General features: G+C 60.1%; 17 protein-coding genes and 1 tRNA gene. 10 read left to right on the top strand and 8 right to left on the bottom strand.

Annotation, left to right across the window (positions count from 1 at the left end):
* Positions 1 to 248: 248 nt before the first annotated feature.
* From def to glyS, 6 genes are all read left to right on the top strand, one after another.
* Positions 249 to 755 (top strand): peptide deformylase, encoded by a 507-nt coding sequence (gene def, locus Q675_RS34410; protein WP_200861850.1) that lies wholly within the window; start codon positions 249 to 251, stop codon positions 753 to 755.
* A gap of 80 nt (positions 756 to 835) precedes the next feature.
* On the top strand, positions 836 to 1,771 hold the full coding sequence (gene fmt / locus Q675_RS34405) for a methionyl-tRNA formyltransferase (protein WP_023011932.1): 936 nt from the start codon (positions 836 to 838) through the stop codon (positions 1,769 to 1,771).
* A 2-nt stretch (positions 1,772 to 1,773) separates the two neighbouring features.
* The gene (gene rsmB / locus Q675_RS34400; RefSeq protein ID WP_023011931.1) at positions 1,774 to 3,075 is read left to right on the top strand and encodes a 16S rRNA (cytosine(967)-C(5))-methyltransferase RsmB; all 1,302 of its coding nucleotides are present in this window, start codon (positions 1,774 to 1,776) and stop codon (positions 3,073 to 3,075) included.
* On the top strand, positions 3,072 to 4,475 hold the full coding sequence (trkA, locus tag Q675_RS34395) for a Trk system potassium transporter TrkA (protein ID WP_022992650.1): 1,404 nt from the start codon (positions 3,072 to 3,074) through the stop codon (positions 4,473 to 4,475). The genes rsmB and trkA overlap by 4 nt, the downstream gene beginning before the upstream one ends.
* 134 nt (positions 4,476 to 4,609) lie before the next feature.
* Positions 4,610 to 5,632, top strand: coding sequence for a glycine--tRNA ligase subunit alpha (gene glyQ, locus Q675_RS34390; RefSeq protein WP_036149746.1), 1,023 nt, complete (start codon positions 4,610 to 4,612; stop codon positions 5,630 to 5,632).
* Positions 5,633 to 5,634: 2 nt separating this feature from the next.
* Positions 5,635 to 7,716, top strand: a complete 2,082-nt coding sequence (gene glyS, locus Q675_RS34385; RefSeq protein ID WP_023011930.1) for a glycine--tRNA ligase subunit beta — start codon at positions 5,635 to 5,637, stop codon at positions 7,714 to 7,716.
* A gap of 57 nt (positions 7,717 to 7,773) precedes the next feature.
* Here glyS and Q675_RS34380 read toward each other — a convergent pair whose 3' ends face one another.
* A complete protein-coding gene (locus tag Q675_RS34380) occupies positions 7,774 to 9,219 on the bottom strand; it encodes a TrkH family potassium uptake protein (protein WP_011783617.1) in 1,446 nt (481 codons plus the stop codon).
* Between the two features lie 223 nt (positions 9,220 to 9,442).
* On the opposite strand from Q675_RS34380, the gene Q675_RS34375 reads away from it, so the two are divergent.
* Positions 9,443 to 9,519, top strand: a tRNA-Pro gene (locus Q675_RS34375).
* A 15-nt stretch (positions 9,520 to 9,534) separates the two neighbouring features.
* Here Q675_RS34375 and Q675_RS34370 read toward each other — a convergent pair.
* Positions 9,535 to 10,056 carry a lipocalin family protein gene (locus tag Q675_RS34370; protein ID WP_031211716.1) on the bottom strand — a complete coding sequence of 174 codons (522 nt, stop codon included), beginning with the start codon at positions 10,054 to 10,056 and terminating at the stop codon, positions 9,535 to 9,537.
* Between the two features lie 129 nt (positions 10,057 to 10,185).
* On the opposite strand from Q675_RS34370, the gene Q675_RS34365 reads away from it, so the two are divergent.
* Positions 10,186 to 10,557: a VOC family protein gene (locus tag Q675_RS34365; RefSeq protein ID WP_022992639.1), complete on the top strand. Its 372-nt coding sequence runs from the start codon at positions 10,186 to 10,188 to the stop codon at positions 10,555 to 10,557.
* Between the two features lie 43 nt (positions 10,558 to 10,600).
* On the opposite strand, the gene Q675_RS34360 is transcribed toward Q675_RS34365, so the two are convergent.
* The 6 genes from Q675_RS34360 to Q675_RS34335 all read right to left on the bottom strand — a co-directional run bounded on the left by Q675_RS34360 (position 10,601) and on the right by Q675_RS34335 (position 20,037).
* Entirely contained in the window at positions 10,601 to 11,722 is a 1,122-nt protein-coding gene (locus tag Q675_RS34360; RefSeq protein ID WP_022992638.1) for an ABC transporter permease, read from the bottom strand.
* Between the two features lies 1 nt (position 11,723).
* Positions 11,724 to 14,453, bottom strand: a complete 2,730-nt coding sequence (gene rbbA / locus Q675_RS34355) for a ribosome-associated ATPase/putative transporter RbbA (protein ID WP_023011928.1) — start codon at positions 14,451 to 14,453, stop codon at positions 11,724 to 11,726.
* Entirely contained in the window at positions 14,446 to 15,444 is a 999-nt protein-coding gene (locus tag Q675_RS34350) for an HlyD family secretion protein (protein WP_023011927.1), read from the bottom strand. Before Q675_RS34350 ends, rbbA begins: the two co-directional genes overlap by 8 nt.
* A gap of 121 nt (positions 15,445 to 15,565) precedes the next feature.
* Complete coding sequence (locus tag Q675_RS34345; protein WP_011783597.1) at positions 15,566 to 15,958, bottom strand: globin domain-containing protein; 393 nt, start codon at positions 15,956 to 15,958, stop codon at positions 15,566 to 15,568.
* Between the two features lie 129 nt (positions 15,959 to 16,087).
* On the bottom strand, positions 16,088 to 18,340 hold the full coding sequence (locus tag Q675_RS34340; RefSeq protein WP_023011926.1) for an ATP-dependent DNA helicase: 2,253 nt from the start codon (positions 18,338 to 18,340) through the stop codon (positions 16,088 to 16,090).
* The gene (locus tag Q675_RS34335; RefSeq protein ID WP_023011925.1) at positions 18,337 to 20,037 is read right to left on the bottom strand and encodes a VRR-NUC domain-containing protein; all 1,701 of its coding nucleotides are present in this window, start codon (positions 20,035 to 20,037) and stop codon (positions 18,337 to 18,339) included. The genes Q675_RS34340 and Q675_RS34335 overlap by 4 nt, the downstream gene beginning before the upstream one ends.
* A gap of 156 nt (positions 20,038 to 20,193) precedes the next feature.
* On the opposite strand from Q675_RS34335, the gene Q675_RS34330 reads away from it, so the two are divergent.
* Positions 20,194 to 20,661 (top strand): hypothetical protein, encoded by a 468-nt coding sequence (locus Q675_RS34330; RefSeq protein WP_023011924.1) that lies wholly within the window; start codon positions 20,194 to 20,196, stop codon positions 20,659 to 20,661.
* A 24-nt stretch (positions 20,662 to 20,685) separates the two neighbouring features.
* Entirely contained in the window at positions 20,686 to 20,907 is a 222-nt protein-coding gene (locus Q675_RS34325) for a hypothetical protein (protein WP_152525378.1), read from the top strand.
* Positions 20,908 to 21,068 lie beyond the last annotated feature (161 nt).

The raw sequence follows: 21,068 nt of genomic DNA, 5'->3' as shown, positions 1-21,068 counted from the left end.
TATTGGATAATAGGCACCATCAGGCGGAAGTTACTACCTTGAACCCGGGAACTCTGCCAGCATTACAGGTTCAAACTGTCGGAATCCCTGGATTCATCATAGGCAGACCAAGAAAATTTGCGCAGTACGCTGTCGCATTTCGGCAATCGGTTTCACAGCGTTACAAATGGTAAAATTCTGCGCTGGGCAGCCCGTCATACAGGCTGATATTGAAGATTGCCCGATACACACAGGCCAGAAGCAAGAGCATTATGATTCGAGAAATTCTTGAGTATCCGGACCCACGACTTCGCACCATCGCCAAGCCGGTGGAGGAAGTGACCGATGACATCCGTACGTTGATCGACGACATGTTCGAGACCATGTACGATGCCCGCGGCATTGGCCTGGCCGCGACCCAGGTGGATGTGCACAAGCAGATCATCGTGATGGATCTGTCCGAGGACAAAACTGAGCCGCGGGTGTTCATCAACCCGAAAGTGGAAGTGCTGGATGGCGAGCTCGAAGCCATGCAGGAAGGCTGCCTGTCGGTGCCGGGCTTCTATGAAGATGTGAAGCGCATTGAGCACTGCCGGATTACTGCCAAAGATCGCAACGGCGAAGAATTTGTCCTGGAGGCTGAAGGCCTCCTGGCGGTATGCATTCAGCATGAGATGGATCACCTGAATGGCAAGCTGTTTGTCGATTACCTGAGCCAGCTCAAACGTAATCGCATTCGCAAGAAGCTGGAAAAGCTGCATAAGCAGAGCGCCTGAGGCGCTGCCAGCCTAGACCGAATTCAGGACCGGGTTACGACCCGGTTTTTTCGTATCAACGACACAGAGAAGCAACCAACGTGCGCATTGTGTTTGCCGGCACGCCGGATTTCGCCGCCACCGCCCTGAAAACCCTGCTGAATGCCGGTTACGACATCGTCGGCGTTTACACCCAGCCTGATCGCCCCGCCGGCCGCGGCCGAAAACTGATGCCCAGCCCGGTCAAACAGGTGGCACTGGATACTGGTATTCCCGTGTATCAACCGGTCAGTCTGAAGCCAGAAGAGGCCCAACAGGAACTGGCGTCGCTGCAACCGGATGTGATGATCGTGGCTGCCTATGGCCTGATTCTGCCCAAGGCAGTGCTGAACATACCAACCCATGGCTGCCTGAACATTCACGCCTCCCTGCTGCCGCGATGGCGTGGCGCCGCCCCTATCCAGCGGGCGATTGCCGCCGGCGATGCCGAAACCGGAATCACCATCATGCAGATGGACGAGGGCCTGGATACCGGCGACATGTTGCTGAAACTGGGCACCCCCATCAATGCTGACGATACCGGCGGCAGCCTGCATGACCGGCTGGCCGAGATGGGCGGCAAGGCTATTGTGGAAGCCCTGGTGCAACTGGCAAACGGCGAACTGACCCCTGAGCCACAGAACGACGCCGAGGCCAACTACGCCCATAAGTTGTCGAAGGAAGAAGGCCACATCGACTGGAGCCGAAGCGCGCAGGAGATCGAACGACGGATTCGCGCGTTCAACCCCTGGCCCGGTACCTTTACCGATCTCGGCGAGCAACGTATCCGTATTCATCAGGCCAGCGCCCTGAAGCAGGGCAGCGACAAGGGTCCCGGCACCGTGATTGCCCGGGGGCGGGACGGTGTAGACGTTGCCTGCGGCACCGGCACCCTCAGAATCACTTCCGTGCAGTTACCAGGCAGCAAGGCCCAGAGCATCAATGACCTGATCAATGGTGGCAAGCAGGTGCTGCTGCCCGGCCAGGAGCTGAACTGACCATGGCTTACCAGCCCCTGCCATTCCGCGCCATTGCCGCCAACGTATTGCTGGCGGTGGAACAGGGCCAGTCGTTATCCCAATGCCTGCCACCCGCCCTGAACCAGTTACCCCCGGAACAACGGCCACAACTGCAAGCTATCTGTTACGGTACCTGCCGCTGGTTTCACCGGCTTGAGAGCGAGCTGAACCAACGCCTGAAAAAGCCCCTGCGCAAGCCGGACCGGATCATTCACCATCTGATGCTGGTGGCCCTGTTCCAGTTACGTTACAGCGAACAGGCCACCTACGCGGTACTGAACGAAACCGTGGAGGCTTGCCGGGCACTGGACAAGCCCCACCTGACCGGTCTGGTCAACGGAGTACTGCGGGCCGCCGAACGGGAAGGGGCGCCAGCGCCGAAAGACGATAGTGGCCGCTTCAGTCATCCGGTGTGGATGGTGGAGAAGCTTCGCCACAACTGGCCGGACGATTGGCAGGCCATCCTTGAAGCCAACAACCAGCAGGCGCCCATGACCCTGCGGGTCAATGCCCTGCGCTTCAAACGCGACGAGTACCTGAACCTGCTGTCGGAAGCCGGCATCGAGGCCCACGCCACGCGCTTTGCCCCCAGCGGCATCCAGCTCCAACGGCCGGTGCCGGTGGACCGACTGCCCTGGTTCGAGGACGGCGCGGTCAGTGTTCAGGATGAAGCCGCCCAATTGTGTACGACTCTAATGGATCTGCAGCCCGGCCAGCGGGTACTGGATGCCTGCGCCGCGCCCGGAGGCAAGACCTGCGCCATTCTCGAAGCCTGTGGCGCACTGGACGAAGTGGTGGCCATCGACGAATCCGCCGAGCGCCTGCCCCGGGTTCAGGAAAACCTGGACCGGCTCGACCTGCACGCCACCCTGACCCAGGCCGATGCCGCCGATATCGACAGCTGGTGGGACGGCACGCCCTTCGACCGCATCCTGCTGGACGTGCCCTGCAGTGCTACCGGCGTGATTCGCCGGCACCCGGACATCAAACTGCTGCGCCGGGAATCCGATATTGTGCCACTGGCCAGTATTCAGCTTGGCCTGCTGGAGGCCATGTGGTCTATCCTGAAGCCCGGTGGGCGACTGGTGTATGCCACCTGTTCGGTGTTTCCACAGGAGAACCACCGTATAATCCAGCGGTTCCTGAAGCAGCAGAATCAGGCAACGCTGAAATGTATCGAATCAGACTGGGGCCGAGACATGAACACCGGGCGTCAGCTGTTCCCAGAACCGGACAGCCATGACGGCTTTTTCTACGCCGTGCTGGAGAAACCTGAACCATGAAAATCCTGATTCTCGGCGCCGGCCAGGTCGGCGGCACCCTGGCGGAAAACCTGGCAAACGAAGCCAACGACATCACCGTGGTGGACAACGACAGTGTTCGACTCCGGGAACTGCAGGACCGACTGGACATCCGCACCATGCATGGCCGGGCCTCCTACCCTACGGTACTGAGGCAGGCCGGGGCCGAAGATGCCGACATGATCATCGCGGTAACCAACAGCGATGAAACCAACATGGTGGCGTGCCAGGTCTCCAAGCTGCTGTACAAGACCCCCACTACCATCTGCCGGGTGCGTGCCGGCGCCTATCTGGCCAAGCCAGAACTGTTCTACAACCGGGATACGGTCAAGGACCTGGACAGCCTGAGGGGCTTCCCCCTGGACGTTCTGATCAGTCCGGAACATCTGGTGACCCAGCACATTACCCGGCTGATTGAATACCCCGGTGCCCTGCAGGTACTGGAGTTCTCCAAGGGCCTGACCCGACTGGTCGCCATTCGCGCCACCGAGGGCGGCCCGCTGGTGGGGCACGAACTGTCCTACCTGCGCACCCACATGCCCAAGATTGATACCCGGGTGGCGGCGATTTTCCGCAAGGACCGGGCCATCATGCCCCAGGGCGATACCGTGATCGAAGACGGCGACGAGGTGTTCTTTATCGCCGCCGCCGACCATATCCGCTCGGTGATGAGCGAACTGCAGCCGCTGGAAAAACCCTACAAACGCATCTTCATTTGCGGCGGTGGCAACATCGGCTATCGGCTGGCCAACACCCTGGAAGACCGCTACCAGGTGAAACTGCTGGAACGGGACCATGAACGCTGCGTGATGCTGTCCGAGCGCCTGCGCAAGACCGTGGTACTGGAAGGTAACGCAGCCAACAAGGACATCCTGCTGGAAGAGAACATCGAGAATACCGATGTGTTCTGCGCCGTCACCAACGACGACGAAGCCAACATCATGGCCTCGTTGCTGGCCAAGCGACTGGGTGCCCGCAAGGTCCTGACCCTGATCAACAACCCCGATTACGTGGACCTGATCCAGGGCGGCGATATCGACGTGGCCATCTCACCCCAGCAGACCACCATCGGCAGCCTGCTTACCCACGTGCGCCGGGGTGATGTGGTGAACGTGCACGCCCTGCGCCGGGGCGCGGCCGAAGCCATTGAGGCCATCGCCCACGGCGACCACCGTTCCTCCAAGGTGGTTGGCAAACGCCTGGACGAAATCAATCTGCCAAGCGGCACCACCATCGGTGCCATTGTCCGGCACAACGAAGTGCTCATCGCCCACGACCACCTTCGGGTGCAACCAGACGACCACGTGATCCTGTTCCTGGTGGACAAGTCGCGCATACGGGACGTCGAGAAACTGTTCCAGGTGGGCCTCACGTTCTTCTGATTGATCTCAGGCAAAACAACACCCTGGCTGGCACTTAGAAATGCAGCGCCGGCCAGCGTATAATGCGCGTTTTCAAATTTTCGGAGTGCCCCGGAACCGGGGCCCACACACAGACTGACCAGCAGGCAAACGTCGTGACAGACAAGGCAACCAACAACTCCGCGCCGGATATCAAGACCTTCCAGGGTCTGATCCTGGCATTGCAGAATTTCTGGGCGCAGCACGGCTGCGTGGTTCTCCAGCCCCTGGACATGGAAGTGGGCGCCGGTACTTTCCACCCGGCCACGTTCCTGCGATCCATCGGCCCGGAAACCTGGAACTCCGCCTACGTTCAGCCCAGCCGCCGCCCCACCGACGGCCGCTACGGCGAAAACCCCAACCGCCTGCAGCATTACTACCAGTTCCAGGTAGTGCTTAAACCGTCACCGGACAACATCCAGGAGCTGTACCTGGATTCCCTGCGTGCCCTGGGCCTGGACCCGTTGGTGCACGACATCCGCTTTGTCGAAGACAACTGGGAATCGCCGACCCTGGGCGCCTGGGGCCTGGGCTGGGAAATCTGGCTGAACGGTATGGAAGTGACCCAGTTCACTTACTTCCAGCAGGTAGGCGGCCTGGAATGCTATCCGGTCACCGGCGAGCTGACCTACGGCCTTGAGCGTATCGCCATGTACCTGCAGGGTGTGGACAGCGTGTATGACCTGGTCTGGACCAATGGCCCGGATGGCGTGGTTACCTACGGCGACGTGTTCCATCAGCAAGAGGTGGAAATGTCCACCTACAACTTCGAACATGCTGACACCGAGTTCCTGTTCCACAGCTTCGATGTCTATGAGCGGGAAAGCGCCCGCCTGATCGACGCCGGTCTGCCACTGCCGGCCTATGAGCAGGTGCTCAAGGCCTCCCACACATTCAACCTGCTGGACGCCCGTCACGCCATCTCCGTGACCGAGCGCCAGCGTTTCATCCTGCGTGTACGTACCCTGGCTCGCTCCGTGGCCCAGGCCTACTTCGAGAGCCGTCGCAAGCTGGGCTTCCCGCTGGCCCCGGAACACCTCCGCAAGGAAGTGCTGGCCGCCGCTGAAGCCGCCGACGCCAAGGCCAGTAAAAAGGGCAAGAAAGCCAACAAGGCACCGCAGGAACAGGGGAACGCATAATCATGGCAACTCAGGATTTTCTGGTCGAACTGGGCACCGAGGAGCTGCCTCCGAAAGCTCTCAAGCCACTGTCTGACGCCTTCACCCAGGGCATTGTCAAAGGCCTGGAAGAAGCCGGCGTGGCCTTTGGCGCGGTGGAAAGCTTCGCAGCACCCCGCCGTCTGGCGGTACGGATCCGGGACCTGGCCGATGCCCAGCCGGACAAATCGGTCGAAAAGCGCGGCCCGGCCGTGAAAGCAGCGTTTGATGATTCCGGTAACCCCACCCGGGCGTTGACCGGCTTCGCCACCTCCCTCGGGATTACCCCGGATCAGCTCGACACCATGGAGACCGACAAGGGTGCCTGGCTGGTGTACCGTACCGTTGAGAAGGGCAAGCCCACCGTAGAACTGATGCCGGATCTGGTGGACAAATCCCTGGCCGCCCTGCCCATTCCCAAACGCATGCGCTGGGGTGCCTGGAAGACCGAATTCGTGCGCCCGGTACACTGGCTGATTCTGTTGTACGGCAACAAGGTGATTGAAGCACCGGTGATGAACCTCAAGCCCGGCAACAAGACCCGTGGCCACCGGTTCCACTGCCCGAAAGAGCTGATTGTGCCCACCCCGGCCGACTACGAAGTGGTGCTCAAGCAGGAAGGCTACGTACTGGCAGACTTCGCCGAGCGTCGTGAGCAGATCCGCGCCGGCGTGGCCGCGCTGGCGGAGAAAGAAGCCGGCGGCAAGGCCGTAATCGACGAAGACCTGCTGGACGAAGTGACTGCCCTGAACGAATGGCCGGTACCCTTGATGGGGCGCTTCGAGGAGCGCTTCCTGGATGTACCCGCCGAAGCCCTGATCTCCTCCATGAAGGAACATCAGAAGTACTTCCACGTAGTGGATGCCGGTGGGAAGATGCTGCCGCTGTTTATCACCGTGGCCAACCTGGAGAGTAAAGACCCGGCCCAGGTGATTTCCGGTAACGAGAAAGTGATTCGCCCGCGCCTGTCCGATGCCGCCTTCTTCTACGACACCGACCGCAAGACCAGGCTGGAAGACCGCATCGAGGCACTCAAGCCCATCGTGTTCCAGGACAAGCTGGGCAGCATCTACGACAAATCTGTACGGGTAGCAGCCCTGGCCAACAAGATTGCCGAAGCCATCAACAGCGACCCGGCCCTGGCCGAGCGTACTGCCATGCTGGCCAAGACCGATCTGGTCACCGAAATGGTGCTGGAGTTCACCGACCTGCAGGGCATTATGGGTCAGTACTACGCCGCCAACGACGGCGAACATGCCGATGTCGCCAAGGCCCTGAACGAGCAGTACATGCCGCGCTTTGCCGGCGACGAACTGCCCGCCACCCTGACCGGTTGTGCGGTGGCCATTGCTGACCGCATCGATTCCCTGGTCGGCCTGTTCGGCATCAACCAGCCGCCGTCCGGTACCCGGGATCCGTTCGCCCTGCGCCGTGCTTCTCTCGGTGTGCTGCGCATCATCATCGAACGTGAACTGCCGCTGGACCTGCAGACGGTCTGCGAGTGGGCGGAAGAAAACTTCTCCGTGCTGACCGAGAAGAACACCGCCAGCACCGTGGTGGACTACATGCTGGAGCGTTTCCGTGCCCACTATGATGAGCAGGGCATCGGCGCCGAAGTGTACCTTGCGGTGCACGCCCGCCGCCCAACCCGCCCGCTGGACTTCGACCGCCGGGTAAAAGCCGTGGAAGCCTTCCGCCAGCTACCAGAGGCCCAGGCCCTGGCCGGCGCCAACAAGCGGGTATCCAACATCCTCACCAAACAGGGTGGTGACAGCATCGGCGAGACTGTAGACACCGCGCTGTTGCAGGATGCTGCCGAGAAAACCCTGGCGGCGAAGGTGGAAGAGCAGGCACAGCAAGTTCTGCCGATGTTCGAGCAGGGTGACTACGCCAGTGCGCTGACATCGCTGGCCAGCCTGCGTGAGCCGGTAGACACCTTCTTTGACGAAGTGATGGTGATGGCCGACGACGACGCCGTGCGCAACAATCGTCTGGCACTGTTGAACCGCCTGCGCAACCTGTTCCTGCGGGTTGCCGACATCTCCCTGCTGCCCACAGCAGGCTGAGGCACACAGGCCGCTGGTTCACGATAAACCAGCGGCCTGGCTGTCCTGCTTTGCCACTCAGCTGCGCCAGAAGTCCGGCGACAGCATCACAAACACACTCAACAGCTCCAACCGGCCCAGAATCATGGCGCCCATCAGGACCCATTTGGCCGCATCCGGCAACGTCTGGAAATTGCCTGCCGGGCCGATGGTATCGCCCAGTCCTGGCCCGACATTCGTCAAAGCCGTAGCGGCTCCGGAAAGACTGGTCACCAGATCCAGCCCCAACGCCCCCAGAATCGCCGTCACCAGCGCCAGCGTCGCCAGAAAGATGAAAGAGAAGGCGACACTGGAGGCCACGATATCGTCACCAATCACCCGCCCGTTGTAGTTGCGGGCAAACACCGCGCGAGGGTGCAGCAAACGGCGCACCTGCTCCCTGAGCAACAGCATGGACAGCTGGAACCGAAAGATTTTCATGCCACCCGACGTAGACCCGGAACATCCGCCGACAAAGGTGATGAACAGAAACACCACCACCGCAAACGGGCCCCACAAGGAATAGTCGGTAGAAGCATAGCCCGTGGTGGTCACCACCGACGTAACATTGAACAGCGCTGAAACAAAGGTCTCAAACGGATCTACCGGTTCCCTCAGAACCCGGTAAATGGTCAGCAACGCAGCGACAATCACCAGGAACCGGAGGAAGAAACGCACCTGCTGATCCCGAATCAGGGGCTGGCGCTGCCCGTGAATAAACCGGACAAACAGAAAGAACGGCATGGCGCCCATCGCCATAAATACCGTCGACGCCAGGAGAATGGACGGCGAATCAAACTGCCCCATGGAGCTGTCTGAAGTGGAATAGCCGCCGGTCGATACTGTAGTCAACGCGTGATTCAGCGCCTGAAAGAAACTCATCCCCAGCAGCCAGTAGGTGAGCACGCAACCGAGCGTCAAGCCCAGATAGATCAGTACCAGGCTGCGGGCCAGGTGGCTGGTGCGGGGCACCGCTTTCTCGTTCCATTCGGACGATTCGGTGGCAAATAGCCGCATACCGCCAATCCGGAGAAACGGCAGGATGGCAACGGCCATACCGATGATCCCGATACCGCCCATCCATTGCATAATCGAACGCCAGAGCAAAATGTCGTCCGGCAGATGATCCAGGCCGGTAAGAACGGTGGAACCCGTAGTGGTCACGCCGGAAATGCTTTCAAAGAAGGCATCGGTCATGCTCAGCTTCATGTCACTCAGCAACAGCGGCAAACTGGAGAACAGAGGAATCACAACCCACGCCGACACGGTCAACATGAACATCTGCTGCTGGCGTAGCGCGTGTTTCTGCCGCCCCGCCAAAGCCAGAGCCGCGGCACCAATGCTGAAACAGACCACCGAGGATTTCACGAACGCCAGCCAATCCGGCGTATCACCGAATACCAGCAGGTTAACCGGAAGGGTCATTAGGAAACTGAGCAGGATGAGCAGAAAACCGAGGATCTGAACAATGGGGATAATGTTCACAGGGCAGGGGGCTCCGATGTCCGGACACAGGCCAGTCACAACGCCTTACAAGGCAAGGCGACATCCACGCCGCTGTTATACGCCCATTCAACCGGGTTTACCACTGCCAGGGCGAGGCTTCTGCTAGCCACCGATCCGGACAATCCACAACAGAATTTTTGAATTCCAGCCCAGGGAAGGGGTAGCAAAACCGCCGCCAATGCGTATAATACCGGCCGTTGATCGGCGTGTGGCGCAGCTTGGTAGCGCACTTCGTTCGGGACGAAGGGGTCGCAGGTTCGAATCCTGCCACGCCGACCACTTTCCCGCTTTTGTCTAGTCTTCCCCGTGTTCGACAAGTATTAATTCTTCCAGCTCAAAACCCTTAGCTTCAGCCCGTGCTCTGAACGCCTCCAGCACCTCATCGCTCACCTCCGGCGTGCGCGACATCAGCCACAGGTAATCCCGGTCATACCCGGTGATATACGCGGTGGTGTATTGGTCATCCAGCTCGAACACCACGTAGGACGCATAGAAAGGTCCAAAGAAAGATACTTTCAGGTGGCCGACATTACTGTCGCCCACAAACACCGCGCGGCCTTCGGCTTCTTTCCATTCACCGGCTTCGGCGTTGTAGCCCCGGTTGACCACTTTGATACTGCCGTCATTGTTTAGACTGTATTCGGCGGTAACCTGGCTCAGGCCCTCTTCGAACGAGTGATCCAACCGGGCGATCTCGTACCAGGTGCCCAGGTAGCGCTGCTGGTCAAAACCGGTCACTGGTTCAATGCCCTTGGGCACACCGGTGCAGCCCGTCATCAGAAACAGTAACGCGATTACAGCCAATCCAGTCTTCATGACAAACCCCCAAAGAACCGTCGGGAACCCACCATAGCAAAGCCACAGGCAAAGATGGTCAAACAGGTGTTAAGCTCTAAAACACCCTGGCGCTCGTATACCCAGCGCTAACCAACCAAGGAGTCGAATATGATCGGATATGTCACACTCGGAGTCAGCGATATGGGCCGGGCCAAGCAGTTCTACACGGATCTGCTGGCAGATCTGGGCGCCAAGGTGCTGATGGACATGGAGCGAATTGCGTTTATTGGCAAAAGCATGGGAGCCCCCATGCTGGCCGTCTGCACCCCGTTCAACGGTGAACCCAACCATCCCGGCAACGGCAACATGGTGGCCATTCCGGCGGGCTCCAAAGAAGCCGTGGATAAGTTTTACCACAAGGCCATTGAACTGGGCGCCACCTGCGATGGCGAACCGGGGCAGCGCATTCCGGACATGTTCTACGGCGCCTATGTGCGCGATCCGGACGGTAACAAGCTGGCGTTCTTCGAATTCGGCTAAGCGTCAACCGCCACCACCCCGGTCGGGTGGTGGCCTTACTGACTTACACCGAGAGATGGCGACGGAAGAGCAACAACGCCGCCGTGAAGAACACCCCGCCAATGGCCATCAGAGCCAGCATCTGTGGCCACACCACCTCCAGCCCCGCACCCCGGTACAGAATCGCCTGGGCCATGCTGACAAAGTGGGTGGTGGGCGCCGCCAGCATCAGATCCTGCACCAGCTGGGGCATGCTTTCCCGGGGCGTGATACCGCCCGACAGCAGCTGCAAAGGCAGGATGGTGAGAATCAGCAGCAGGCCAAACTGGGGCATGGTTCGGGCCACGGTGCCGATCAGAATACCGATCGCGGTGGTGGAAAACAGGTGAATCAGGGCGCCGAGCAGAAACAGCAACACCGACCCTGCCACCGGCACCTGTAGCCAGCCCTGGATCACCAGCGTTACCGACAGCGCCGCGGCCAGTAACACCACCAGACCATTGGCCCACACCTTGGACGCCATGATTTCGAAAGGCCGCAACGGCATCACCATCAGATGCTCCACGGTGCCGTGCTCCCGCTCCCGGATCAGTGCTGCCCCGGTAAGAATGATGCTGATCAGGGTCACCTGGGTAATCAGCTCCATGACACCGCCAAACCAGGTTCCGTCCAGGTTGGGGTTGTAACTCACCCGGGTGACCAGCTCGATCGGTAGCCCGGTGCTGGCAGAGCTACCCGGCTGCAGAAACTCCGCCACTTCCGCCATCGCAAAGCGCTGAATGTAGTTGGTGCCAATAAAGGCCTGGCTCATGCGGGTAGCGTCGATGTTCAGCTGCAACGCCACCGGGTTGCCCTGCCGGACATCCCGCTCAAAGCCTTCGGGGATCACCAGGGCAAAGGTATGACTGCCCTTGTCCAGCAGGTCGTCGATGGCACTGTAAGCCACCAGATCGGGTTTCAGGAACCACGGCTGCTGGAGCGAATTGATGATGCGGCCAGACAACACTGTCTGGTCTTCGTCCACCACGGCGATCGGTGCGTTGTGAAGCTCCATGGAGCCGGCGGAACCTGCGGTATAGATCATCACCGTAAACGCCACCAGCACAAACACCATCAATGCCTTGTCCTGCCACAGACTGCGCAGTTCCTTGATGCCGAGGTGCCAGATGTTGCGTAAGGAATTCATGTCAGCGCCCCTGTTTTCTGAGCAACGCCACCGCCATTACGGTCAGCACCGGAACGAACGCCGCCAGGGCCAGGAACGCGCCCTGCATATCCGCCAGCGACAGGCCTTTGGTAAACACGCCACGGCTGATCTGCAGGAACCAGGTCGCCGGCCAGAGCGGACCGATCAACGCGCCGGCGCCGCTCAGGGAGGACACCGGTTCGGTCAGGCCGGAAAACTGTACGGTCGGCAGTATGGTGAGAATCGCAGTGGCCGCCAGGGCGGCAATCTGGGTCGAGGCAAAGGTCGACATCACCTGACCCAGGGCCGTGGTGGCCGTCACAAAGAGCAGGGCACCGAAGGTGAGCGTCAGCAGGCTGCCTTTGATCTCGACATCAAACACGTACACCGCCAGCAAGACCAGGCTCACGTAGCTGATCATGCTGAACGCGATGTAGGGCAGCTGTTTGCCCAGCAAGAACTCCACACGGGTAACCGGAGTGACGTACAGGTTGGTGATGGAGCCCAGTTCCTTTTCCCGAACGATGCCCAGGGCCATCAGAATGGCCGGAATAAAGATCAGCAGAATGGGGATAACCGCTGGCACCATCGCATCCAGGCTCCGGAAGTCCTGGTTGTAGCGATACCGGTCCTCCAGTGTGACCAGTGTCAGCGTGGGTACCACGCCCAGAGTGCGCTGGGCCAGCTCCGTCAGGTAGCTGACGTGCATGCCTTCAACGTAACCCAGGATGGTCTCGCCCCGGAAAGGCATGGCACCATCCACCCAAACCGCCATTTCGGTCGGTCGCCCTCGTTTCAGGTCTTTGCCGAAGCCCGGCGGAATCTCAATAGCCAGACTCAGCTCGCCGGAGCGCATGCGTTGTTCCAGCTCCTGGATATTCTGCAACTCCGGTTGTTGCAGGAAATACCGGGAGCCGGACACCGCCGCAATGTAATCCCGGCTCTGGGGTGTCTGGTCCCGATCCAGCACGGCGAACGACAGGTCTTCGACATCCAGGGTAATGCCGTAACCCAGGATCAGCATCAACAACGCAGAACCGATAAAGGCGAAGGCCATTCGAATGGGGTCCCGCAACAGTTCCCTCGCTTCCCGGGTGGCGTACGCCAGCAAGCGCCGGGGACTGAACACGGTCGGCCGGTCACCATGACTGGCGGGCTCCAGAGCCAGTTGGTCGGCGCCGGTCTCCGGCTCTTTATCCACCGCTTCCAGCGTTTTCATGAACGCGCCTTCCAGGCTGTCGGTGCCGGAGGCTTCAACCAGTCGATCGGGCGTATCGCAAGCCAATACTTCGCCCGCGTGCATGAGCGAAATCCGGTCGCAGCGCTCACCCTCGTTCATGAAATGGGTGGAGATAAAAATGGTCACGCCATCTTCCCGCGACAGGCGCATCAACAATTGCCAGAACCGGTTGCGGGCCCCCGGGTCGACGCCTGAGGTAGGTTCATCCAGGATCAGCAATTCGGGCTCGTGCACCACGGCCACGGCCAGGGACAGCCGCTGGCGAACCCCAAGTGGCAGCGCGCCTGCTCGCTGGTCCAGTACATCTTCAAGACCGAACTCCCGAACCAGAACCGAAATACGCTCCGGGATTCTGGTGTCCGGCAGGTGAAACAGCCGGGCATGCAGATCCAGATTCTGGCGCACGGTGAGTTCGCCATAGAGCGAAAAGGCCTGGGACATGTAGCCCACCTTCTGCCGGGTAGCCAGGTCTTTGGCATCCAGTGGTTCACCGAACAGCCGGACTTCGCCTTCCGTTGGGGTCAGCAATCCGGTGAGCATTTTCATGGTGGTGGTCTTGCCACAACCGTTGGATCCCAGAAAACCGAAGATCTCGCCTTTCGGGATGGAAAAGCTGACGTTACGAACCGCCGTAAAGCTGCCAAACCGCAGGGTCAGATGCTCAGCCTCAATGGCCGGCGTTTGATTTTCCCCGGTTGGCCCTCGCTGCGCAGCATTAGCCGTATCGCCGCTTTCCTGCACCTGCCGGTTTTCGGGTAACAGCGCGATGAAGGCATCGTCCAGCGTCTCGGTATTGGTCTGCTCACGGAGTTCTGCCGGTGAGCCTGTGGCCAGTACCTTGCCCTCGTCCATGGCCACCAGCCAGTCGTAACGTTCGGCTTCTTCCATGTAGGCCGTGGCCACCAACACGCTCATACCGCTGCGTTGCCGGCGAATGGTATCGATCAGATCCCAGAAACGCTTGCGGGAGAGGGGGTCCACGCCGGTGGTGGGTTCATCCAGAATCAGAAGATCGGGGCTGTGGATAAGGGCACAGCACAGCCCCAGCTTCTGTTTCATACCGCCGGACAGCTTGCCGGCGGGACGGTCCCGGAAAGACAACAACCCAGTAGCTTCAAGCAACCGGTCAATCTGATCCTTCCTGGAGGGGCCTCGCAAACCAAACAGATCGGCGAAGAAGGCGATGTTCTCGTCCACCGTCAGCGTATGGTAGAGATTACCGCCCAGTCCCTGGGGCATATAGGCAATGCGGGGGGCGACCCGGTTACGAAACCTCTGGCTGCGCATATCGCCGCCAAGCACCTGCAACTCGCCGGTCTGCAACTCACGGGCACCGGCAAGCAGGCCCAACAGTGTGGATTTGCCCACCCCGTCCGGGCCGATCAGCCCAACCATGCAGCCAGACGGAAACGTCAGGGATAGTTCAGACAGCGCATCGGTTTCCCCGTAGCGATGGCTGACTCCTTCCAGCCGGGCCACGGTCTCAGTCATTGGGCAAAGCCACTTTCAGGCTCTCGGGCCAGGGCTGGCCCTCATCCAGTCTTACGTAGGCTTCGCCCGGTACGCCGGTTTTCACCCGGTCCCGATAGGCTTTGAGCAACTCCGGATCAATCCGGATACGAACCCGGAACATCAGCTTCTCCCGCTCGCTGCGGGTTTCCACAGACTTCGGCGTGAACTGGGCTTCGGCGGCGACGAAGCTGACTTCCGCTGGCACCACATAGTCCGGCAGGGCATCAAGAACGATCCGGGCTTCAGAGCCAACCCGGACTTTGCCCGCCTGGGCTGTGGGCAGGAAGATGGTCATGTACACATCGGTGACATCCAGTACCGTGGCTACTTTGCCACCGGCGGCCAGCACCTCGCCCGGCTCCGCCAGCCGATACAGAACCCGGCCACCCACCGGCGTGGTCAACTGACTGTCATCAATATTGGTCTGGATACGGCGGGCACTGGCTTTGGCAGCTTCGATACTGGCATCGGCAGACGCCACTTGTACTCTGGCGGCCTGCAATGCCGCCTCGGCGGTTTCCGCCGCGGTACGGGCGCGGTCCAACTGCTCCTGAGAGGCATGGCCCCGATCGGCCAGCGATTCAATACGGGCCAGTTCGGCTTGGGCATACCGACGCTCGCTTTCCCGTTGGGCCACCACGGCCTCGGCCAGTCGCCGGCTCTGCTCGGCCTGGTGCAAACTGGCTTGCGCCGCTGCCAGGCTGGCCTCAAGTTCGTCGGTATCCATCACAGCCAGCAACATGCCGGCTTCAACCATGTCGCCCTCGCGGACTTCGAAAGATTCCAGGCGTCCGGATATTCGGGTGGCAATATCGACTTCGGTGGCTTCAATACGACCGTTACCAGAGCCAATATGCTCCGGCACCTGATCGCCTTTCGGCATCAGGTACCAGGCTGCAACGGCAATCAGGGCCACGATCAGCACAACGAGAAAAAGTTTGGGAGCGGTGTTGGTGCTTTTCTGGGCCATGTGTCGTCCTTGAGGGGAAGAATAGGTATGACAGGGTAAGTATAGAGCAGAAGTGTGACGTTCAGGCTGACGGGAATCAAGATAGCTTCCAATCTATCCCGCCCGTCAGCTTGCCACGAACTCAGTAAGCGCCGCGGATCAGGTCGATACCGGGCTTGAGCACGCTACGCCACGCCTCTCGGAGTTCGGGCGTGTATTCCGGATCGTGAGCGCGGACCGTTTTCAGCAATGCCTCCTGCCAGAGGTCGTACCACTCAGGCTGAATATTGTAATTGTGGCGATTATGGCTTTCTCCCAGATCCCGCAATTTGCGGTCGGACATACCCCGGGCAACCAGGATGATCTGCATCACACCGTTACGCAGCAGATGGCGCTGAGCAGACATATCCGTGTTCAGAAACCGGTTGCGGATGGCATCGGAGCTGGACATGAAGAAGTCGTAGAAATCCACAAAGAATTCATCCTTGCGGCAGCAGCGACCATAGCTCTGGAAAACAAGATCGGTCGGGTTCATTTGCAATCAGTGTCCTTGATCATCGGGGGGATTGTCATTAAGGGCTACGGATTCTAAGCAAGCGAACAGTTTTTTCCATAGTGATATGTAACAACTGACGTCGATCGCGACAATTTGACGCTCTCTGAATCAGGTGTTGGTGAACCACCAGGTCGGCAACAGGCCCCGCACCGGTCGTTTCAGAAAACGGTCATCAATCAGCCAGATTACCCCCCGGTCTTCCGGAGTGCGGATCACCCGGCCAGCGGCCTGGGCCACTTTCTGCAGGCCGGGGATCAGGTAGGTGTAGTTATAGCCTTCGCCAAATCGTTGTTGCAGACGGTCTTTGAGGATTTCATGCCAGGCATCAAACGGTGGCAGGCCAAGGGTGGCCACAAAGGCGCCAATCAGCTGGTCACCAGGCAGGTCGATGCCTTCGCTGAACACGCCGCCGAGCACCGCAAAAGCGATGCTGCCTTCAGGCTTCCGAAAGTCCGCCAGGAACTGCCGACGCTGCTCCGCGCTCATCCCCGGTTGTTGTGAACGCTGGGGAATATCAGGTGCCTGGTTTGCCAACGCATCGCTCACCTCTTTGGCGTATTTAAAGCTGCTGAAGAACGCCAGGTAGTGGCCCGGCCGTTCCCGGTACTGTTTGGCGATCAGTTCGGCGATGGGCTGCAGGCTGGCTTCACGATGCACCTGCCGGGTGCTGATGCCGGGCGTGAACTCAACCTTCAGTTGTCCGGCGCTGAACGGGCTGGGCAGGGACGTGAAGCGGGCGTCTTCCGGCAAACCAAGCAAGTCCCGGTAATACACGCCGGGGCTGAGGGTTGCGGAGAACAGCAGCACCGAGTGAGCGGCTTTGAAGCGCTCAATGAGGAAATCCGCCGGGATCAGGTTCTGGATGGTCAGGCGGGCCCGGCCACGGCCGCTGCGCTGGAATTCGCACAGGGAATGATCGCCAAAGCTGTCCGCCAGTTTCATGAAGGCCACACTTTCGAACATCACTTCCTGCAGGGCCAGGTCCGGGGGGTTGTCAGCCAGGTAGTCGGTGATCACCGAGACCATGGCCTGCAGGGCACCCAGCAATTGCGACGGCAGAATCGGGAGGAACACCGGCTGGGCCTGTTCGCCGTGATCCCGGATCAGCGCCTGCCAGGCCCGAGCGGTGCGATTCAGGGCGGCTTTCACCGGTTTCGGGGCGGTCTTTTTCAGCTTCAGCAAGCGCTGCTGTTCCAGTTGCACCGAGTACATGCCCCGGGCCCGGTCTACCAGGTTGTGGGCTTCGTCCACCAGCACGCTGGCCTGCCAGTGGTTTTGGCGAATCAGGCCGTTCAGCAGGGCCGACTGATCGAACAGCCGGTTCACATCACCAATCACCAGGTCGCTCCAGCGGGCCATTTCCTGGGCCAGGAAGTAGGGGCAAATATCATGACCGGCGGCGATGTTCGCCAATGTCTCTTGAGTTAACGGCTCCTTGCTCTGTACCGCCTCGGCCCGGGCATCGGGCAGGCGGTCAAAAAAGCCCTTGGCCAGCGGGCAGGAATCGCCGTGGCAGGCTTTGTCCGGGTGTTCACAGGCGTCGTCCTTCGATACCAGTTCCAGAACTCGCAAAGGCCAGGGCTGCAACTCATCCCGGGCATGCTGCAACTTATCCACAGCATCCAGCGCCAGCTGCCGGGCGGTATTGCGGCAGGTGAGGTAGAACAGCCGGTCCTGCCTGGCGGCAGGCATTGCCATCAGGGCCGGAAACAGGGTACCCAGGGTCTTGCCCAGGCCGGTAGGTGCTTCCAGCAGCAGGGTGCCGGCTCTGACCGAGTTCTTGTACACGGTTTCCGCCAGCTGCCGTTGCCGGGGGCGAAAGTCCGGGAAGGGAAAGCGCAGGTTGGCCAGCAGGGCGTCTCGTTGTTCCCGATGGTGTTCTTCCTGCTCCGCCCAGGCTTTGTAAAGACCACACAGGGTTTCCAGTTCCTGCCAGAGCTCGTCGGCTTTGGCGGTTTCGGTGAGCAACGTTTCCTTGTCCCGGCCGATGTCGTAGTAGACCAGCGCCAGTTCCACGCTCTTGCGGTTTTCCTGCCGGCACAGCAAAGCGCCATAGGCCCGTAACTGGGCCCGGTGCAAAGCCCGCTGGTGAGGGCGGATGCGGGACACATCGCCCCGGTGAGTCTTGATTTCTTCCAGCCGGTTCTTGTGCGGATGGTAACCATCAACCCGGCCGGACAGCTCCATTCCAAGAACGAGACCGGTCACTGAAAACTCGCTTTTGTAGCCGTAGCCACGCTTTGACTGGATGACCTGATGGCCGGCTATGCCCTCCTCTGCAGTGGGTGCAGGGGTGTAGCGGAAATCCAGGTCGCCGTGGCGGGCCGCGAACTCACACAAAGTGCGGACAGCAACTTTCACACAATGGCCTCATCATCCTGCCAGCGCACATAGCACACGCTGGCCGGGATGCCTTGCCGGGCGAAGAACTGCAACCAGCGCACCTGATGGTCCTGCAGGCGGTCGCCAGGGCCTTTCACCTCAATCATTTCATAGCGTTGTTCCGGGTGGTCTGCTTCTGGCACCAGACGGATCAGGTCCGGGAAGCCGCTGCGGTGTTCCTTGATGTTGTTGAGCAGGCGTCGGAACAGGGCCTCCAGGTGGCCCGAGGGAATGCAGTGCAGGGCCAGCTCCAAAAGAGCTTTATCCAAAACCGGCCAGAACACGAAAGGATTGGCGATGCCCTGCTTGTTCTTGAAGGTGTCGAGCATTTCCCGGCGATAGGCGCCGGTGCCCAGCAAACGGAACCTTTGCTCGAACGCCTGCTGGCGACGGGCAACGAAGTCTTCCCGGGTCAGGTCTGCCGGACCAATATGGAACGGATGGAAGAAGGCGCCGGGCAGGGGCTGGAAGATCACCGGCCAGCACAGCAGACCGAACAGGGCGTTGATCAGGGTGTTTTCCACATAGAACACCGGGGCGTCATCCGTGGCCAGATGCTGCAGCGCTGCCAGCTCCACCGTACCCGTGTCCGGCTTCGGCAATGTGAGGGTGAATTCCTGCAGTGGGGGGTTATCCACAGGCTCGGGCTGGTCGGCCCCTACCTTCGGCGCCAGCCGCTTCAGCAACCGGGCCAGGCCCTGGGCTTCGGCGTCGCTCAGTGCACTGGTTCGCCACTGACAGGCTATGGCCCAGGCTTCCTGAAAACGCTTCATCCGTTCCAGTAAGCGAAGCTGTTTCAGCCGCGCTTCCCGGTGACCGCTGTTTTCCAGGACCTCAAGTGCCAGTTCCGGTTCGCCCTGGCGCTCCGCCTGCCGGCCCAGTTCCAGCAATAAACGGTCCCGTCGGCTGGCAAGCCAGGGATTATCCACAGGGCCCGGGACATCGGGCCAGACGTCCACCGCCGGTTCGCCATTGTCGAGCCGTTCCCGGCATTGGTGCATCTGCAGGTAGCAATCCACCTCGGCCCGCTGCTGGAAGGCCCGGGATGCCGGAGTAAATGGCACAGACTCGAACTGCTGAACGCCCAGTTCCACCAGCACAAAGTCGGTCCAGCTCTGGCGCAGATTGCCGAAGAACATCAGGCGGATGCGATCGAACAAGGCCATGTCCTGCAACCGGACCACAGTCGAAGCCTCACCGCCACCAGGCAGCCAAGCCCCCAGGGCTCTTGGTGCATTGAACGGTTCCGCCAGCAGCTCCCGCATCTGGGCCTTGCCCAGGGTTTTCGGGTGACCCTGCTGTTGCAGCCAATCGGCGAACACCGGCCGTAATTCGGCCAGGGTAAACAGCCGGAACAGGTCGTCCAGGCTTAGCTCCGGCGCAGGATCCAGCCAGCCCGCGTGCACCAGTATCCTGAGTGCTTCCGATTCCGGCACCGGCAGTTCGGGATAACGCAGCTTGTCGGCCCGGAAAAGCTCTCCGGTGCGCATTACCATGCGGGTCAGCAGCGCCCGGGGCCCGGTGGCGAGGTCCGTATAGGCCGCCAACCGGCTTCGCTCCTGTTCCGTTAACAGGTCCGCGTGGTGGTTCGCTACCCAGGCCACCAGAATATCCATGTTCTCCAGATAATAAAGTGGATCATCCAGGCTGGCGGGAACTGGTCGGTGCTTGCTCATAGGAATGCAGACGTTGGATTGGCAAAGAGGCACAAACTTTACGCCGGAAGGCGGGCAGGCTCAAACCCGTTCCATGCACAAAAATTAATCATCACGAGCCTTGCCAATCCACTTAATGATAACTATTATCATTTGCATCACGACAAGGAGGACGCCATGAAATTTCTCTGCCCACGCCACCGCCGGATGTTTGCCAGTCTTTCCCTGAACGAGAAAAATGATCTATGGCTGCTCTGGATGGAATATGCCTTTACCTTCAGTGAAAACCAGGATTCCGACAAGCTGGTGGCCGCCACCGGCAGTGCTTTCGATCTGGCGTGCCTGGCCCGTAAACATCACCCGGACTGCATGCAGGTAGAGCTGACCCTGGCGGCGATACTGGTATGCCGGGCGCTCCGCGACCGTGGCGACATCAGCGCCGCCGAGCATGTGCTTTTCCGGGCTCTGGACAGCCTGCAATCCAGCGAGCCCTGCCCGGGTATAACCGGTCGATGCAGCACCGATGAGTGTCTGGAGGTATTGCTGGATCATCGTCGTCATTCGGCATTCTTTGCCGAGTACCTGAACTGGCCCTCGTTCCCGTTCACAACGCCGACAACACGTCCGGCGATGGCCATGCACTGACAGGTTTACGGAGGAGCTATGGGTATGCCCTTCACACGCCCGAACCCGGTTCAGGCGCACAAGATTGAAGATCTGAGCTGGCTGGAGAGCCGGCATCATGATCGGGTTTGCATCAGCATTGATACCAAAAGTCTGGCCAGGCTGATGCAAAACAGGCAGTTGCACGCCGAGGATTTCTCTTGTCTGGATGCGTCCTCCCAGAGCCAGGTTCGTCATCTGCTTCTGGCTTGTCTGCGGCATTCCTGACCCGGCCGTCATCCGGATTCGCAACCTCTGTCTTTTGAACAATCACGACTGCCCGCATCGCTCCGTCAGGTTACGATGGAGTGTGCCTGACGGTCCGTATTCTCGGCCAACTGCGGTAAGCTGTGGCCCAAGGATTGAATTGTTCATCAGACAAGGAAAAC

The organism is Marinobacter sp. EN3 (genome assembly GCF_000475315.1).
Classification (GTDB): Bacteria; Pseudomonadota; Gammaproteobacteria; order Pseudomonadales; family Oleiphilaceae; genus Marinobacter; species Marinobacter nauticus.
Note: the sequence above shows the minus strand (reverse complement) of the source record. Positions and strands in the feature narration are given on the sequence as shown.

What these genes read in the sequence shown, in the direction of transcription:
- rsmB (WP_023011931.1), top strand. Translation starts at nt 1,774, where the DNA reads ATGGCTTACCAGCCCCTGCCATTCCGCGCCATTGCCGCCAACGTATTG.
- trkA (WP_022992650.1), top strand. Translation starts at nt 3,072, where the DNA reads ATGAAAATCCTGATTCTCGGCGCCGGCCAGGTCGGCGGCACCCTGGCG.
- glyS (WP_023011930.1), top strand. Translation starts at nt 5,635, where the DNA reads ATGGCAACTCAGGATTTTCTGGTCGAACTGGGCACCGAGGAGCTGCCT.
- Q675_RS34370 (WP_031211716.1), bottom strand. Translation starts at nt 10,056, where the DNA reads ATGAAGACTGGATTGGCTGTAATCGCGTTACTGTTTCTGATGACGGGC.
- Q675_RS34365 (WP_022992639.1), top strand. Translation starts at nt 10,186, where the DNA reads ATGATCGGATATGTCACACTCGGAGTCAGCGATATGGGCCGGGCCAAG.
- Q675_RS34360 (WP_022992638.1), bottom strand. Translation starts at nt 11,722, where the DNA reads ATGAATTCCTTACGCAACATCTGGCACCTCGGCATCAAGGAACTGCGC.
- rbbA (WP_023011928.1), bottom strand. Translation starts at nt 14,453, where the DNA reads ATGACTGAGACCGTGGCCCGGCTGGAAGGAGTCAGCCATCGCTACGGG.
- Q675_RS34350 (WP_023011927.1), bottom strand. Translation starts at nt 15,444, where the DNA reads ATGGCCCAGAAAAGCACCAACACCGCTCCCAAACTTTTTCTCGTTGTG.
- Q675_RS34345 (WP_011783597.1), bottom strand. Translation starts at nt 15,958, where the DNA reads ATGAACCCGACCGATCTTGTTTTCCAGAGCTATGGTCGCTGCTGCCGC.
- Q675_RS34335 (WP_023011925.1), bottom strand. Translation starts at nt 20,037, where the DNA reads ATGAGCAAGCACCGACCAGTTCCCGCCAGCCTGGATGATCCACTTTAT.
- Q675_RS34330 (WP_023011924.1), top strand. Translation starts at nt 20,194, where the DNA reads ATGAAATTTCTCTGCCCACGCCACCGCCGGATGTTTGCCAGTCTTTCC.
- Q675_RS34325 (WP_152525378.1), top strand. Translation starts at nt 20,686, where the DNA reads ATGCCCTTCACACGCCCGAACCCGGTTCAGGCGCACAAGATTGAAGAT.